Origin of the sequence: Bordetella genomosp. 6, assembly GCF_002119705.1 — a bacterium.
In the GTDB taxonomy this organism is placed as follows: domain Bacteria; phylum Pseudomonadota; class Gammaproteobacteria; order Burkholderiales; family Burkholderiaceae_B; genus Bordetella; species Bordetella bronchiseptica_F.
In genome coordinates this window covers 1,803,441-1,819,573 of sequence record NZ_CP021107.1, presented here as the reverse complement: position 1 = coordinate 1,819,573, position 16,133 = coordinate 1,803,441, and the positions used below count along the sequence as shown (strand labels likewise).

Here is a 16,133-nt window from a genome sequence, read left to right as displayed (position 1 = left end):
AAACGAAAAACGGCCGAGAGGGCGTAAGCCCGCTCAGCCGTTGCGGAATGTTTTCTAGCTTACGCGGTATTGTACATGGATCGGCACCCTGTTCCTAGGGGTTGTCCCGAACCGCCCTACTTTACCGCGCCGGCGTCAATTCGCCGGTGCCGGAGCGCCCGGCGCGCCCTTGCCTGGGTTCTTGAAAAACTGGAAGAACTCCGAAGTCGGATCGACCACCAATACGTCACCGGTTTTGCCGAACGCGGCGCGATAGGCTTCCAGGCTCTTGTAATAGGTGTAGAACTCGGTGTTGCGGCCGAACGCCTGGGCGTAGATGCTGCCGGCCTGGGCGTCGCCCTCGCCCATGATGCCCTGGGCGCGCGCATAGGCCTGGGCCACGATGACCTCGCGCTGGCGGTCGGCCTCGGCGCGGATCTTCTCGCTTTCGGCCGCGCCGATCGAACGCAGTTCGTTGGCCACGCGGGTACGCTCGGCTTCCATGCGGCGATAGACCGACTCGGAAATCTCGGGCGCGAACTCGATGCGGCGCAGGCGCACGTCGACCACCTGTACGCCCAGCGGCTCGGCGCGCTTGGCGACGTTGGTGAGGATTTCGGCCATGACCTTGTCGCGCTCGGCGGACACCACGTCCTTGACCGTGCGCACGTTGACCGCAGCGTTCAGGGCGTCGCGGATCTGCGCCTGCAGGCGCTCCTGGGCGGCGCGCTCGTTGCCGCCGAAGGTCACGTAGTACAGGCGCGGATCGGCGATGCGCCACTTGACGTACGAGTCGATCAGCAGGTTCTTCTTCTCGGAGGTCTGGATGCGCTCGGCATCGCTGGACTCGATGGTGAGGATGCGCTTGTCCAGCGTGACGACGTTCTGGAACGGCGGCGGCGCCTTGAAATACAGGCCGGGCTCGCTGATGACCTTGCGCACCTCGCCCAGCGAGAACACCAGGGCGTAGTCGCGCTCGCGGACCACGAAGACGCATGAAGACAGGACGGCCAGGATAACGAGCAGTCCGACCAGGATGGGCATGAGACGTTGCATGTTGGGGACTCCTCCGGATTAGCGCGACATGCGGTCGCGAGGCAGCGTGTTGCTATTGCTGCTGCCGGATGAAGGCTGGCCGCTGGCCGAACCGCGCGCCGGCGCCTGCGGAATCGCCGGCTGGTTCGCGCCGGGCAGGCCCAGGCTGGAGGAGGACGGCTTGCCGGCGTCTTGGGCGGCCTGCTGCATGATCTTGTCCAGCGGCAGGTACAGCATGTTGTTGCCGCCCTTGGTATCGACCATGACCTTGCTGGCGCGCGTGAAGACTTCCTGCATGGTTTCCAGGTACAGGCGTTCGCGCATGACCTGCGGCGCCTTCTCGTACTCGTTGAGGATGGAGGAGAAGCGCGCGGCATTACCCTGCGCATCGCCGATCACCTTGGCCTTGTAGCCCTCGGCCTGCTCGATCATGCGCGAGGCCTGGCCGCTGGCCAGCGGCACGACCTGGTTGGCGTATGCCTGGCCTTCGTTGATCTGGCGCTCGCGGTCCTGGCCCGCCTTGACGGCGTCGTCGAACGCGGCCTGCACCTGCTCGGGCGGCTGGACGTTCTGGATGGCGACCGTGCTGATCTGGATGCCGGCGTTGTAGCGGTCCAGGATCTGCTGCATGAGATTCTGCACTTCGGTGGCGACTTCGGTACGGCCCTCGTAGAGCACGAAGTCCATCGGCTTCTTGCCGACGATTTCGCGCATGGCGGTTTCCGCCGCCTGGCGCACGGACTCGTCCGGGTCGCGCATCTTGAACAGGTAGTCGGGCGCGCCGTCGGCGCGCAGGCGATACTGCACCACGAATTGCATGTCGACGATATTCTCGTCGGTGGTCAGCATCAAGGCCTCGGGCAGCACCTTGTTGCGCGAACCGCCGCGAAAGCCCACCTCGAACGTGCGCAGCTGCGACACGTTGACCATTTCGTGGTTCTGGATGGGGTAAGGCATGCGCCACTGGAAGCCCGCCGGCGCGGTGTTCTTGTACTTGCCGAACTGGGTGACGACCGCGACCTGGCCTTCCTGGACGATGAAGAATCCACTGGCCAGCCACAGCAGCACCAGCACCAGGGCGATGATGCCCAGGCCGATGCGGGCGCCGCGCGGCGAAGGCGGCGTCATGCCGCCGCGGTTGTTGGGACGATTGTTGCCCCCCCCGCCCTTGCGGCCGAACAACGCGCCTATGCGATTGTTGAAATCGCGCCAGACCTCGTCGAGGTCGGGCGGACCGTCGCCGCCGCCCTGAGGACGTCGCGGCGGCTCGGAGCCGTTGCCGTTATTGTTGCCGCGGCCCCAGCCGGGGTCATTCAGATTGAAGAGTTTGGTGATTCGAGACATTGTTTCCCACAATCTGGCCGATCTCTGCAATTGCCCCGCGCAACGCATCCAGACCGGCGCGCTCGGTAGCGCTTACGAATACTCGCGCAATCGTACCATGGGCATCGCGGTCGACCCGTGGCTCCAGGCCCGCGCGGTCGATCTTGTTGTATACCAGAATGGTCGGAATCTGCGCCGCGCCGATCTCGGCCAGCACCTTGTCGACCTCGGCGATCTGCTCGTCGCGCTGCGCGCTGGCCGCGTCGACCACGTGCAGCAGCAGGTCGGCATGCACGGTTTCCTCGAGCGTGGCGCGAAATGCCGCGATCAGGTTGTGCGGCAGGTCGCGGATGAACCCGACCGTGTCCGACAGCACCACCGAACCCGCGCCGTCGATCCAGATGCGCCGCGTGGTGGTGTCCAGGGTGGCGAACAGCTGGTCCGCGGCATAGGCCCCGGCGCGCGTCATGGCGTTGAACAGCGTGGACTTGCCGGCGTTGGTGTAGCCCACCAGCGAGACCGACAGCGCGCCGCCGCGCGCCCGCGCCCGGCGCTGCGTGACCCGCTGGCGCTCGACCCGGTCCAGGCGCTCGCGCAGCACCTTGACCTTGGCGCCGATCATGCGGCGGTCCATTTCGAGCTGCGCCTCGCCCGGCCCGCGCATGCCGATGCCGCCGCGCTGCCGCTCCAGGTGGCTCCACATGCGCGTCAGGCGCGTGGCCAGGTGCTGCAGCTGGGCCAGCTCGACCTGCAGCTTGCCTTCGTGGCTCTTGGCGCGCAGCGCGAAGATATCCAGGATCAGCGCCACGCGATCGACCACGCGCAGGTTGAATTCGCGCTCGAGGTTGCGCTGCTGCGCCGGCGACAGCGGCTGGTCGAACAGGATGATGTCGGCCAGCAGCGCGCCGGCCATCGCCACGCCCTCCTCGACCTTGCCCGAACCGATGAAGAACTTGGCGTCGGGCCGGTCGCGCCGCGCCGTCAGCGTGCCGACGATCTCGGCGCCGGCGCCCTTGGCCAGCATGGCGAACTCCTCGGCGTGGGCCGGGTAGTCAGGATTGCCGAGATCGACGCTGATGATCAGTGCGCGCATACATGCACCATTTTGGAGCCAAAGCGAAAATGCCCGCCGGCGCTGGCCGCGCGGCGGGCAATCAAGGGTAATGCTGGAGCGAGGCGATTATTCAGCGGGAACTTCCACCTGGAAATTGACGGCGCGCGCCGGAACCACGGTGGAGATGGCGTGCTTGTACACCATCTGGGTCACGGTATTGCGCAGCAGCACGACATACTGGTCGAACGATTCGATCTGCCCCTGAAGCTTGATGCCGTTTACCAGGTAGATGGACACGGGCACGTGTTCCTTGCGCAGCGTGTTCAGAAACGGATCTTGCAAAGTTTGCCCTTTATTGCTCATTGGCCAGGCTCCATTTGTTTGTTTTAAGTGGCGGCACAGTACGCCGAAATCAGTACTCTACAGGGTTTTCCCGGGCGGTGCCACTTGCGATATACGCAAATATGACACCAGAGTTTTCAGGAAATTCCCCAGTGCGCGTCACAACGAAAAAATTTTCTTCAGCGCGCTGATCAAGGCCTCGCATTGGGCGTCCGTGCCCACCGTGATGCGCAGGAATTGATCGATACGGGCCTGCCGGAAGTGGCGCACCAGGATGCTGCGTTCGCGCAGCTGGCCGGCCAGCTGCGCCGCGTCATGCTCCGGGTGGCGCGCGAACACGAAATTGGCCGCCGAGGGCAGCACGTCGAACCCCAGCGCCCGCAGATCGGCGCTCATGCGCTCGCGCGTGGCCATCACGGCCTGGCGCGTCTGGTCGAAGTACGCCTGGTCCTGCATGGCGGCCTGCGCGCCGGCCGACGCGAGCCGGTCTATGGGATAGGAGTTGAAGCTGTTCTTGACCCGCTCCAGGCCGTCGATGAGCGCCCGGCTGCCCACCGCGAAACCGACGCGCAGGCCGGCAAGCGAGCGCGACTTGGACAAGGTCTGGACCACCAGCAAGTTGTCGTGGCGTTCGACCAGCGGCGCGACCGACTCGGCGCCGAAGTCGACATAGGCCTCGTCCACCACCACGACGGTGTCGCGGTTGGCGGCCACGATGCGCTCGACCTCGTCGCGCGCGAGGGCGCGGCCGGTCGGGGCATTGGGATTGGGGAAAATGATCCCGCCGGCGGCCTGGTCGCCGGGCTGGTAGTCGGCCGGGTCGATGCGGAAGTCATCGGTAAGCGGCACGACCTGATAGGGAATCTCGTACAGGCCGCAGTAGACGGGATAGAAGCTGTAGCTGATATCCGGAAAACGCACCGGCCGCCCATGCCTGAACAGCGCCATGAAGACGTGCGCCAGCACCTCGTCGGAACCGTTGCCCACGAACACCTGGTCGGGCTGCACGCCGACGGCCGCGGCAATCGCGCCGCGCAGGTCGTCCGAGGCCGGATCCGGGTACAGCTTGAGCATGTCGCCGGCCGCCGCGGCGATGGCCTGCAGCACCTTGGGCGACGGCCCGTACGGGTTCTCGTTGGTATTCAGCTTGACCAGGTCCGGCAGCTTGGGCTGCTCGCCTGGGACATAGGGACTGAGCGTCCCGACCACGGGACTCCAGTAGCGGCTCATGGATCAGTTTTCCTGGACGTAGGGATTGCGCGACGACTTGAACTCGATGCGCAGCGGCGTACCGGCCAGGTCGAAGGCATTGCGAAAGCGCGTCTCCAGGTAGCGGCGGTACGAATCGGGCACCGCGTCCAGCGCGTTGCCATGGATCACGATGAGAGGCGGGTTCTGTCCACCCTGGTGCGCGTAGCGCATCTTGGGGCGGAAAATGCCCTTGCGCGGCGGCGGCTGCTGTTCGACGGCGGCCTGCAATTCGCGCGTCAGCCGGGGCGTGGACAGCTTGGCGAAAGCCGCCGCGTGCGCGGCGTTGACCGACTTCAGCAAGGGCTTGACGCCCTGCCCCTTGAGCGCCGAAATCGTGTGCATGCGCGCAAAGCCGAGAAAGCGCAGCTTGCGCTGGAACTCCCGCTCGATGCGCTCGCGCTGGTCGCTGTCCAGGCCGTCCCACTTGTTGATGGCCACCACCACGGCGCGGCCGGTCTCGAGCACGAAGCCGGCGATGTGGGCATCCTGTTCGGACACCTCGGCCTGCGCGTCGATCATCAGCAGCACCACGTTGCTGGCCTCGATGGCCTGCAGCGTCTTGATGACCGAGAACTTCTCGATCGCCTCGAACACCTTGCCGCGCTTGCGCAGGCCGGCGGTGTCGATCAGGGTGTACTTCCTGCCGTCGCGCTCGAAGTCGATCTCGATCGCGTCGCGCGTGGTGCCGGGCATGTCGAAGGCGATCACGCGCTCTTCGCCCAGCAGCGTATTGATCAGGGTGGACTTGCCCACGTTGGGCCGGCCGACGATGGCCAGCTTGATGCGGTGGTCGACGACATCCTGCTCGAGCTGTTCGCCGGTGTCGACCGGCGGCGCGACCAGGCCGCTCAGGGCGACCTCGATCAGGTCGACGATGCCGTCGCCGTGCGCGGCCGAAATCGGATGCGGCTCGCCCAGGCCCAGCTCGTGGAAATCGCTGGTGGCGTTGCCCACGCCCATGCCTTCGGCCTTGTTGACCGCCAGCAGCACGCGCTGCTGGCCGGACTTGCGCAGCAGGCGCGCGATCTCGTGATCGTGCGCATTGACGCCCGCCCGCGCATCGACCAGGAACACCACCACGTCGGCCTCGGCGATGGCCTGGCGCGTCTGGCGCGCCATCTCGGCCAGGATGCCGTCCTTGGCGACCGGTTCGAAGCCGCCCGTGTCGATCACCAGGAAGGGCGTGTCGCCCACCCTGCCCTCGCCGTAGTGGCGGTCGCGGGTCAGGCCGGAGAAATCGGCCACCAGCGCCGCGCGAGAGCGCGTCAGGCGGTTGAAGAGGGTCGACTTGCCCACATTGGGACGGCCGACCAGGGCAACGACAGGCTTGAAAGACACGGTATGAGGCTTGCTCTAGGAAAAGTTCAGTTGGCGCGGACCATCACCAGGCTGCCATTGCCGGTCTGCACCAGCACGCCCTGGGAGGTGGTCTGCGGCGGCGAGACAATGGCGCCCCCGCCCACCGACAGCCGCGCCAGCAGGCGGCCGTCGCTACGCGACAGGAAATGGACATAGCCTTCGAAGTCGCCCACCGCCACGGCCTCGCCGAGCAAGGCCGGCGCGGTCAGCAGGCGATTCTTCAACTCGGCCTGTTTCCATACGTTGTTGCCGCTGTCCAGCGCGAAGGCGCTGACCACGCTGCCCTGGTCGGGCGCGTAGGCGAAGCGGTCGTCGATGACCATGCCGCTGGCGCTGGAGAAATCCTTGGCCCAGATGGGGCGTCCGCCCGCCGACACGTCGAAGCACACGATACGGCCCTGGTAGGCGACCGCGCACATCAGGCGGCCGGCGATACGCGGGGCGCCCACCACGTCGGTCAGGCGCTCGAGGTCGCTGGCGCCGCGCGGCGTGGCCACCGTGCCTTCCCATTGGACGTTGCCGGTGGCGCTGTTGATGGCCAGCAGCTTGCCGCCCGGCAGGCCGCTGATGACCAGGCCCTCGGCCAGCACCATCTGCGCGGCGCTGCGCAGCGCCAGCGCCGGGCCCGGCCGCTGCATGCTCCACATGCGCTCGCCGTTCTCGGCGTTGAAGGCCTGGATGCGGTAGTCGCCGCTGCGCACCACGACCACCCCATAGCCGACCACCGGCGGAATGGCGACGTCGCTGGTGGCGCGGGCGCGCCATTTGATCTTGCCCGTATCGTCGAAGGCGATGACCTCGCCGTCGGGCGTGGCCACCGCGGTGGTCTGGCCGTCGCTGCCGGCGCCCGCCGACAGCTTGGCGTCGGCCGAGGATTTCCAGATGGCCCGGCCGCTGAGCAGGTCGAACTTGCCGACCGACCCGTCGGGCGTGGCGGCGTAGATCGACTCGCCCAGCACCGTGGGCGCGAAGCCCAGGCCCGAACCGCTGCCGACCGAGGCCGTCCAGGCCGTGCGCACCGACATGCCGGGCGCATATTGCGTAAGCTCGGCGGGTTTGTAGCGATCGTCGTCGCTGGAGAACATCGAGCAGCCGCTCAGGGCCAGCAGGCCCGTCAGCACGACGGCGCCGCGCCACGCGCGGCCGGGGCGGGAATTACGCATCAAGATCAGGCTCCGCTCAAGGCATCGAGTTTCAGTTGCACGACCTGCGTCAACGGGTTGCTGGTTCCCAGGCCGTCGATCGCGCTTTGCCATGCCGCGCGCGCTTCATCGCGCTTGCCCTGCGCGGCCAGCACGTCGCCGCGCCGGTCGGCGAACAGGGCCGCGAAGGACGCCGGCGGGTTGTTCAACTGCGCAAGCGCCGCATCGTATTGCTTCTGGTCCAGCAGGATGCCGGCCAGGCGCAGGCGGGCGACGGGCTGCAGGGCCGGCTGCTTGGCCTGCGCGGCCAGCCATTCGAGCTGCTCGCGCGCGCCGTCGACGTCCTGCTGGCTTTGCAGCGCCTGGGCCGCGATCAGCACGCCGCGGCCGGCGTAGCCGGTGGCCGGATAGTCGCTGCGCAGCGTGGCGGCCGCGGCCTTGATGCGCGTGGCGGCATCGGCGCCGCCCAGGCGGGCGGCGTCCTCGAGCGCCTCGAAATAGCCCATGGCCTGGTTGGCGCGGTAGTTCTGGTAGGCCTTCCAGCCCGACCAGCCGCCCCATGCCAGCACCACCAGCGTGGCCAGCGTCAGGATCAGCGTGCCGTAACGCGCCCACCAGGCCCGGATTGCGTCGAGTTTTTCCTGTTCTTCGAGATCGTATGCCATGCTAACCCTTGGATTTCAAAACATCGGCCAACTGCGCCAGCGGCACCTGCTGCTGCGCCGCCTCGGCGCCGACCGGCCCGCGCAGGTGCTTGATGCTGGCGGTGCGGCTGGCCACTTCGTCGCCGCCAAGAATAACCGCAATACGCGCGCCGCTGGCGTCGGCGCGCTTGAATTGCGCCTTGAAGCCGGCCGGGCCCGCGTGCACGATGACATCCAGGCCGGCGTCGCGCAGCTGCTCGCCCACCTGGGCCGCCAGCCGCTGGCCTTCCTCGCCCTGGTGCACGATATAGACCTCGCACTCGGCCGGCTGTTCGATCTCGACGCTTTGCTCCCAGAGGTCGAGCAGGCGCTCCATGCCGATGGCGAAGCCCACCGCCGGCGCCGGCTTGCCGCCCAGCAGCTCGATCAGGCCGTCATAGCGCCCGCCCCCGCATACCGTGCCTTGCGCGCCCAGGCGATCGGTCACCCACTCGAACACGGTCAGGTTGTAGTAGTCCAGCCCGCGCACCAGGCGCGGATTGAGGCGGTATTCGATACCCGCGTCGGCCAGGCGCTGGCACACGCCATCGAAATGGCTGCGCGATTCCTCGCCAAGGAAATCGAACAAGCGCGGGGCGCTATCGGCCATTTCCTGCATGGCAGGGTTCTTGGTGTCCAGCACCCGCAAGGGGTTGCTGTACATGCGGCGGCGGCCATCCTCGTCGAGGACGTCCTGGTGGCGCTCCAGATGCTCGATCAACGCGGCGCGGTGGGCGGCGCGCTCGGCCGGCTGCCCGAGCGAGTTCAGCTCCAGGCGGACATCCTGCAGGCCCAGCAGCTTCCAGAGCCGGGCCAGCATGACGATCATTTCGGCATCGACATCGGGGCCGGCAAAGCCCAGCGCCTCGACGTCGATCTGGTGGAACTGGCGGTAGCGGCCCCGCTGCGGACGCTCGTGGCGGAACACGGGACCGATCGCGTAGACCCGGTGCGGCCGGTCGTACAGCATGTTGTGTTCGATGCTGGCGCGCACGATGCCTGCGGTCATCTCCGGACGCATCGTCAGCGAGTCGCCGTTGAGCGCGTCCGTGAAGGTGTACATCTCTTTCTCGACAATGTCCGTGACTTCGCCGATGCCCCGGGCAAACAGCCTGGTGTGCTCGAGCACCGGCGTGCGCACATTGCGATAACCGTAGCCGCGCAGCCAGCCACGCACGATATCTTCGAATTTTTCCCAGCGGGCGCTGGGGCCCGGCAGCACGTCGTTCATGCCCCGGATGGCGGAGACTTTCTGGAAAACTTGCGTCATCTTCGTCATGCCCGCCACACCCGCAGCGAAGCGGGCCTGGCGGCTTGGTCCCTTATTCCTGATGAATGATGCCGGCGCCGTAGCGGCGCGCGACGTAGTCTTCGACGATGGCCTGGAATTCCTGGGCGATATGGTCGCCCTTGAGCGTGACCGTGCGCTCGCCGTCGATGAAAACCGGCGCGGCGGGCACCTCGCCCGTGCCGGGCAGGCTGATGCCGATGTCGGCGTGCCGGCTTTCGCCCGGCCCGTTGACCACACAGCCCATCACCGCGACATTCATGCTCTCGACGCCGGGGTAGCGCGTGCGCCACAAGGGCATCTGCCGGCGCAGGAACGACTGGATGCTGTCGGCAAGTTCCTGGAAGAAGGTGCTGCTGGTGCGCCCGCAGCCCGGACACGCCACCACCATGGGCGTGAACGCGCGCAAGCCCATGGTCTGCAGGATTTCCTGCGCCACGATGACTTCGCGGGCCCGGTCCCCGCCCGGTTCGGGCGTCAGCGAGATTCGAATGGTGTCGCCGATGCCTTGTTGCAGCAGCACGGCCAGCGCCGCCGTGGAGGCGACGATGCCCTTGCTGCCCATGCCGGCTTCGGTCAGGCCCAGGTGCAGCGGATAGTCGCAGCGCGCGGACAGGTCGCGGTAGACGGCGATCAGGTCCTGCACATGGCTGACCTTGCACGACAGCACGATGGCGTCGGAACGCAGGCCGAGCTCCTCGGCGCGGCGCGCATTGCTGATGGCCGAGACCACCAGGGCGTCGCGCATGACGGCCCGGGCCTCCCAGGGCTGCGCACGCCGGCTGTTCTCGTCCATCTTGCGCGCCATCAGCTCGTGATCGAGGCTGCCCCAATTCACGCCGATGCGCACGGGCTTGTCGTGGCGGCACGCCACTTCGATCATCTGGGCGAAATTGTCGTCGCGCCGCTTGCCGCCGCCCATGTTGCCCGGGTTGATGCGGTACTTGGACAGCGCCTGCGCGCACTCGGGGAACTGCGTCAGCAGCTTGTGGCCGTTGTAGTGGAAATCGCCCACCAGCGGCACGTCGACGCCCATGCGATCGAGCTGTTCGCGGATGGCGGCGACTTCGCGCGCGGCCTCGGGGGTGTTGACGGTGATGCGCACGATCTCGGAGCCGGCCTGGGCCAGTTCCTTGACCTGGATGGCGGTGGCCATCGCGTCGGCGGTGTCGGTATTGGTCATGGACTGCACGACCACGCTGGCATTGCCGCCCACGGTGACCGTGCGCCCGCCCCACTGCACCCGCACGGCGCGCGTGGCGCGGCGCGGCGCCGCGCCGGCGTCCGGCGGCGGCGCATCCTGGCAGGGCATAGAGCTATCTTGCATGTATCGCACCCGTTGTTACTGGGTCACCGGAGAAAACCATTGCGCCGGCAGCCACTCCTGCGGCAGCCAGCCTTGCCAAAAAGCATAGGCCACCCCGGCGGCGACCACCACGAGGATGGCGAGCAGCCATCCCCAGGAACCGGAGGAGCGCTCGTCATCGACCGAGATATTGACGCCGGCCGGACGCAGGCCCTGTCCGCCGCGCGGCGCCAGCCTGGCCGGCGCGGGCGCGCGCGCCGCCTCGAGATCCAGCGAATCGACCACGGCCTGGGCGTCGGCGCCCAGCATGCGGGCGTAGTTGCGCACCAGGCCGCGCAGCGACACGCCCTTGGGCAGGGCTTCCCAGCGTTCTTCCTCGAGCGCCTGGATCATGCGCGTCGAAAACTTGATGCGGCTGGAGACCTCCTCGAGCGACCAGCCCTTGGCCTGGCGCAGCGTCCGCAGCGCCGAACCCACCGTAGGCGCCGCGGCACCGGGAGCGATTGCGGCGGGCGTGGCGGCCGAAACGGAATCCTGCGTCATGCGTGCACCTGTTGGATGGGAATGGTTCGGGTGGCGTTGCGTTCAGTGATGCGCGTGCGATCGCGCACTTCGCCGGCCAGCTGGCCACAGGCCGCGTCGATATCATCGCCGCGCGTCTTGCGCACCGTGGTGACGATGCCGGCATCCATGAGGCGCTGGGCGAATACCTTGACTCGCGCCGACGGCGAACGCTTCAGGCCGGAGGCCGGGAAAGGATTGAAGGGGATCAGATTCAGCTTGCAGCGCACCTGGCGCGCCAGCTGGATCAGTTCCCGGGCATGCTGGTCGGTATCGTTGATGCCGTCCAGCATGCAGTATTCGAAAGTGATGAAATCGCGCGGCGCATGGGCGAGATAGCGCTCGCAGGCGGCCAGCAGCGCGTTCAGGGGGTATTTCCTGTTGAGCGGAACCAGCTCGTCGCGCAGCGCATCGTTGGGCGCGTGCAGGGACACGGCCAGCGCCACCGGGCAGTCCTGGGACAGGCGGTCCATCATGGGCACCACGCCCGAGGTCGAGACGGTGACGCGCCGCCGCGACAGGCCGTAGGCGTTGTCGTCGAGCATCAGGCGCAGCGCGGGCAGGACCTGGTCGTAGTTGAGCAGGGGTTCTCCCATGCCCATCATCACCACGTTGCTGATGACGCGCGTGTCCTCGCCGGCCTTGCCGCCGGGCAGCCTGGCGGTATCCACCGCGGCCTCGAGTACGCGCTTGGCCCACCACAGCTGGCCGATGATCTCGCTGGCGCGCAGATTGCGGTTGAAGCCCTGGTGGCCCGTGGAGCAAAAGCGGCAATTGACCACGCAGCCGGCCTGGCTGGAAATGCACAGGGTGCCGCGGTCGTCCTCGGGGATGAAAACGGTTTCGATGGCATTGCCCTGGCCGACGTCGAACAGCCACTTGCGCGTGCCGTCGGACGAACGCTGCTCGGTATTGACCGGCAGCGCCTCGATCACGCAGTCCCGCGCCAGCTGCGCGCGGAAATCGCGCGCCAGGTCGGTCATGGCGTCGAACGAATCGGCGCCGCGCTGGTGCACCCAGCGCTGCAATTGCCGGGCGCGAAACGGCTTGCCGCCCCACTGCCCCACCAGCTCGGACAATGCGGCGCCATCCAGGCCCAGCAAATTGACGCGTTCGACGGATTCCATGATCGGTTCAGGCGTTATATCCGGGAATCAACGGCTGTGGATGTTGATTTCGGGAAAGAAGAAAGCCACTTCGACGGCGGCCGTCTCGGGCGCGTCCGAGCCGTGCACGGCGTTGGCGTCGATGCTGTCGGCGAAGTCGGCGCGGATGGTGCCCGGCGCGGCCTTCTTGGGATCGGTGGCGCCCATCAGGTCGCGGTTCTTCTGGATGGCGCTTTCGCCTTCGAGCACTTGCACGAAGACCGGGCCGGAGACCATGAAGTCGACCAGGTCCTTGAAGAAGGGGCGCTCTTTGTGCACGGCGTAGAAACGCTCGGCGTCGGTGCGCGACAGTTGCTGCATGCGGGCGGCGATCACCTTCAGGCCGGCCTGCTCGAAGCGGGCGACGATCTGGCCGACGACGTTCTTGGCGACGGCGTCGGGCTTGATGATCGAAAGGGTGCGTTCGATGGACATGAAAACTCCAGGATCTGACTAAAGAATATATTTCCGAGGGGCTATGACGCTCAAATCCGCGCAGCCTGCTGCCCGGGCGCCCGGGGCGGCGCGCCGCCGCGGGCGGCCTGCGCCATGGGCGCGCGAAACGCCCGATAGGCTCGGGCCGAACGTCAAAGCAAGGATTCGCGACTGCACACCGATCAGATTTTCCCAATAAAAACAGGCACTTCTAAAAGGTTTACAGTAACCGGGTATTCTAACACGCCGGCAAGAACGTATTACATCCTAAAATCTACCGTTTGCTTGCCCCCTATTCTTCCCAGGCTGACCGCCGGAACCCGCAATGACTGACGCCGCACCCAATCAACCCGTGAACGAATCCCAGGAACTGTCCAAGAGCTTTGAACCCGCCGAAATCGAAACCCGCTGGTACGACGAGTGGGCCAGGCGCGGCTACTTCGACGCCGGCCAGCACGTAGAAACGGGGACCGACCCCCAGCCCTACGTCATCCAGTTCCCGCCCCCCAACGTCACGGGCACCCTGCACATGGGCCATGCGTTCAACCAGACCATCATGGATGGCCTGGTGCGCTACCACCGCATGCTGGGCGACGACACCGTGTTCGTGCCCGGCACCGATCACGCCGGCATCGCCACCCAGATCGTGGTCGAGCGCCAGCTCGATGCCCGGAAGGTTTCGCGCCATGACCTCGGCCGCGAGAAATTCGTGGAAAAAGTCTGGGAATGGAAAGAACAGTCCGGCAGCACGATTACCGGCCAGGTTCGCCGCCTCGGCGCATCGGCCGACTGGCCGCGAGAGTACTTCACCATGGACGCGCGCATGTCGCGCGGGGTGGCCGAGACCTTCGTGCGCCTGTACGAGCAAGGACTGATCTACCGCGGCAAGCGCCTGGTCAACTGGGATCCGAAGCTGCTGACAGCCGTATCGGACCTTGAGGTGCAGTCCGAGGAAGTGGATGGCCACATGTGGCACATCCTCTACCCCTTCGTCGATGGCCCGCAGACCATCACCGACGAGGACGGCAACACCGTCACGCTGCGCGGCATGACGATCGCCACCACGCGCCCGGAAACCATGCTGGCCGACGGCGCGCTGTGCGTGCACCCCGACGATCCGCGCTACAGGCACCTGGTCGGCAAGCTGGTCGAACTGCCCTTGTGCGACCGCAACATTCCCATCATCGCGGACGATTTCGTCGACCCCGACTTCGGCACCGGCTGTGTCAAGATCACCGGCGCGCACGACTTCAACGACTACGCCTGCGCGCTGCGCCACGACATTCCGCTGATCGTCATCTTCACGCTCGACGCCCACATCAACGAGAACGGCCCCAAGCAGTTCCAGGGCATGGAGCGCTACGAAGCGCGCCAGGCCGTGGTGGCCGAGCTGCAGGCGCAGCAGTACCTGGTGAAGGTCGAGCCGCACAAGATGATGCAGCCCAAGGGCGACCGCACCGGCGTCGTGCTCGAGCCGATGCTGACCGACCAGTGGTTCGTCGCCATGAGCAAGCCCGCCCCGGCCGGCACGCTCAACCCCGGCAAGAGCATCACCGAGGTGGCGCTGGACGCGGTGGCCGATGGCCGCATCGCGTTCTACCCCGAGAACTGGACCACGATCTACAACCAGTGGCTCAACAATATCCAGGACTGGTGCATCTCGCGCCAGTTGTGGTGGGGCCACCAGATCCCGGCCTGGTACAGCGAGGACGGCCAGGTGTTCGTGGCGCGCTCCGAGGAAGAGGCGCGGGAACAGGCGCGCGCCGCCGGCGTGGCCGGCCCGCTGACGCGCGACCCGGACGTCCTCGACACGTGGTTCTCGTCGGCCCTGGTGCCCTTCACCACCTTCGGCTGGCCCGAGGACACGCCGGACCTGCGCCGCTACCTGCCCTCCAGCGTGCTGGTCACCGGCTTTGACATCATCTTCTTCTGGGTCGCGCGCATGGTCATGCTGACCATGCACATGACCGGCAGCGTGCCGTTCAAGCACGTGTACGTGCACGGCCTGATCCGCGACGCCGACGGCCAGAAGATGAGCAAGTCCAAGGGCAATACGCTCGATCCGGTCGATCTCATCGACGGCATCGACCTGGACGGCCTGGTGCGCAAGCGCACCTTCGGCCTCATGAACCCCAAGCAGGCCGGCGCCATCGAGAAAGCCACGCGCCGCCAGTATCCCGACGGCATTCCCGCGTTCGGCACCGACGCGCTGCGCTTCACCATGGCGGCCTACGCCACCCTGGGACGCAATATCAACTTCGACCTGAAGCGCTGCGAAGGCTACCGCAACTTCTGCAACAAGCTGTGGAACGCCACCCGCTTCGTGCTGATGAACACCGAAGGGCACGAGCTGGGCGGCGACGGCGGCGAACTCTCGTTTGCCGACCGCTGGATCGTCAGCCAGCTGCAGGCGCTGGAAGCCGAGGTCGAGCGCGGCTTCGCCGACTATCGCTTCGACAACGTGGCCAACGCGCTGTACCGCTATGTATGGGACGAATACTGCGACTGGTACCTGGAACTGGCCAAGGTGCAGATCCAACAGGGCACGCCGGCCCAGCAGCTGGGCACCCGCCGCACGCTGATCCGCGTACTGGAGGCGGTGCTGCGCCTGGCCCACCCCATCATCCCGTTCATCACCGAAGAACTGTGGCAGAAGGTCGCGCTGGTCGCCGGCAAGCGGACCGCCGGCGCAGTGGCCAGCGTCAGCGTGCAGCCCTACCCGCGCGCCAATCCGCAGGCCGTCGACGCCGAGGCGGAGGCCGCGGTGGCCGAGCTGAAGGCCCAGGTCGAGGCCGTGCGCGCGCTGCGCGGCGAAATGAACCTGTCGCCGGCCCAGCGCGTGCCATTGGTGGCCGAAGGCTCCATCGACGTCCTGTCGCGCAATGCGCCCTACCTGGCGGCGCTGGCCAAGCTGAGCGAGGTCGAGGTGGTGGCCGCCCTGCCCGACGCCGGCGCGCCGGTGCAGGTGGTGGGCGACGCCCGCCTGATGCTGCATGTCGAAATCGACGTAGCGGCCGAATGCGCGCGCCTGGACAAGGAGATCGCGCGCCTGGAAGGCGAAATCGCCAAGGCGAACGGCAAGCTGGGCAACGCCAGCTTCGTCGAGCGCGCGCCGGCGGCCGTGGTCGAACAGGAGAAGGCGCGCCTGGCGCAATTCAGCGAAACGCTGGACAAGGTGCGCGGCCAGCGCATCAAGCTGGGCGCCTGAACGCAAAAAGCCCCCGGCACGG

General features: G+C 66.9%; 14 protein-coding genes. 1 reads left to right on the top strand and 13 read right to left on the bottom strand.

Translation table 11 applies throughout. From position 1 onward, the window contains the following. Nucleotides 1-135: 135 nt before the first annotated feature. The 13 genes from hflC to ndk form a co-directional block, all read right to left on the bottom strand. Nucleotides 136-1,035 carry a protease modulator HflC gene (gene hflC / locus CAL11_RS08585; RefSeq protein WP_086092674.1) on the bottom strand — a complete coding sequence of 300 codons (900 nt, stop codon included), beginning with the start codon at nucleotides 1,033-1,035 and terminating at the stop codon, nucleotides 136-138. 18 nt (nucleotides 1,036-1,053) lie between these two features. Next, nucleotides 1,054-2,358 (bottom strand): FtsH protease activity modulator HflK, encoded by a 1,305-nt coding sequence (gene hflK / locus CAL11_RS08580; protein WP_086092673.1) that lies wholly within the window; start codon nucleotides 2,356-2,358, stop codon nucleotides 1,054-1,056. After that, nucleotides 2,324-3,430 (bottom strand): GTPase HflX, encoded by a 1,107-nt coding sequence (hflX, locus tag CAL11_RS08575; protein WP_033447752.1) that lies wholly within the window; start codon nucleotides 3,428-3,430, stop codon nucleotides 2,324-2,326. The genes hflK and hflX overlap by 35 nt, the downstream gene beginning before the upstream one ends. A gap of 87 nt (nucleotides 3,431-3,517) precedes the next feature. Then, the gene (gene hfq / locus CAL11_RS08570) at nucleotides 3,518-3,754 is read right to left on the bottom strand and encodes an RNA chaperone Hfq (RefSeq protein ID WP_003810707.1); all 237 of its coding nucleotides are present in this window, start codon (nucleotides 3,752-3,754) and stop codon (nucleotides 3,518-3,520) included. Nucleotides 3,755-3,892: 138 nt separating this feature from the next. After that, complete coding sequence (gene hisC, locus CAL11_RS08565; RefSeq protein ID WP_086092672.1) at nucleotides 3,893-4,963, bottom strand: histidinol-phosphate transaminase; 1,071 nt, start codon at nucleotides 4,961-4,963, stop codon at nucleotides 3,893-3,895. Nucleotides 4,964-4,966: 3 nt separating this feature from the next. Beyond that, entirely contained in the window at nucleotides 4,967-6,322 is a 1,356-nt protein-coding gene (der, locus tag CAL11_RS08560) for a ribosome biogenesis GTPase Der (protein ID WP_033466131.1), read from the bottom strand. 26 nt (nucleotides 6,323-6,348) lie between these two features. Next, the gene (gene bamB, locus CAL11_RS08555) at nucleotides 6,349-7,509 is read right to left on the bottom strand and encodes an outer membrane protein assembly factor BamB (protein WP_003810701.1); all 1,161 of its coding nucleotides are present in this window, start codon (nucleotides 7,507-7,509) and stop codon (nucleotides 6,349-6,351) included. A 2-nt stretch (nucleotides 7,510-7,511) separates the two neighbouring features. Next, the gene (locus CAL11_RS08550; RefSeq protein ID WP_015063932.1) at nucleotides 7,512-8,150 is read right to left on the bottom strand and encodes a YfgM family protein; all 639 of its coding nucleotides are present in this window, start codon (nucleotides 8,148-8,150) and stop codon (nucleotides 7,512-7,514) included. Nucleotide 8,151: 1 nt separating this feature from the next. Continuing rightward, the gene (gene hisS / locus CAL11_RS08545) at nucleotides 8,152-9,438 is read right to left on the bottom strand and encodes a histidine--tRNA ligase (RefSeq protein WP_208617577.1); all 1,287 of its coding nucleotides are present in this window, start codon (nucleotides 9,436-9,438) and stop codon (nucleotides 8,152-8,154) included. Nucleotides 9,439-9,490: 52 nt separating this feature from the next. Further along, complete coding sequence (ispG, locus tag CAL11_RS08540; protein ID WP_086092670.1) at nucleotides 9,491-10,792, bottom strand: flavodoxin-dependent (E)-4-hydroxy-3-methylbut-2-enyl-diphosphate synthase; 1,302 nt, start codon at nucleotides 10,790-10,792, stop codon at nucleotides 9,491-9,493. A gap of 6 nt (nucleotides 10,793-10,798) precedes the next feature. Further along, on the bottom strand, nucleotides 10,799-11,305 hold the full coding sequence (locus CAL11_RS08535) for a helix-turn-helix domain-containing protein (protein WP_086092669.1): 507 nt from the start codon (nucleotides 11,303-11,305) through the stop codon (nucleotides 10,799-10,801). Continuing rightward, a complete protein-coding gene (gene rlmN, locus CAL11_RS08530; RefSeq protein WP_086092668.1) occupies nucleotides 11,302-12,450 on the bottom strand; it encodes a 23S rRNA (adenine(2503)-C(2))-methyltransferase RlmN in 1,149 nt (382 codons plus the stop codon). Before rlmN ends, CAL11_RS08535 begins: the two co-directional genes overlap by 4 nt. 27 nt (nucleotides 12,451-12,477) lie before the next feature. After that, nucleotides 12,478-12,903: a nucleoside-diphosphate kinase gene (gene ndk, locus CAL11_RS08525; protein ID WP_003810689.1), complete on the bottom strand. Its 426-nt coding sequence runs from the start codon at nucleotides 12,901-12,903 to the stop codon at nucleotides 12,478-12,480. 325 nt (nucleotides 12,904-13,228) lie between these two features. Between ndk and CAL11_RS08520 the strand changes: the two genes are divergently transcribed. Continuing rightward, nucleotides 13,229-16,111: a valine--tRNA ligase gene (locus tag CAL11_RS08520; RefSeq protein ID WP_086092667.1), complete on the top strand. Its 2,883-nt coding sequence runs from the start codon at nucleotides 13,229-13,231 to the stop codon at nucleotides 16,109-16,111. Nucleotides 16,112-16,133: the final 22 nt, after the last annotated feature.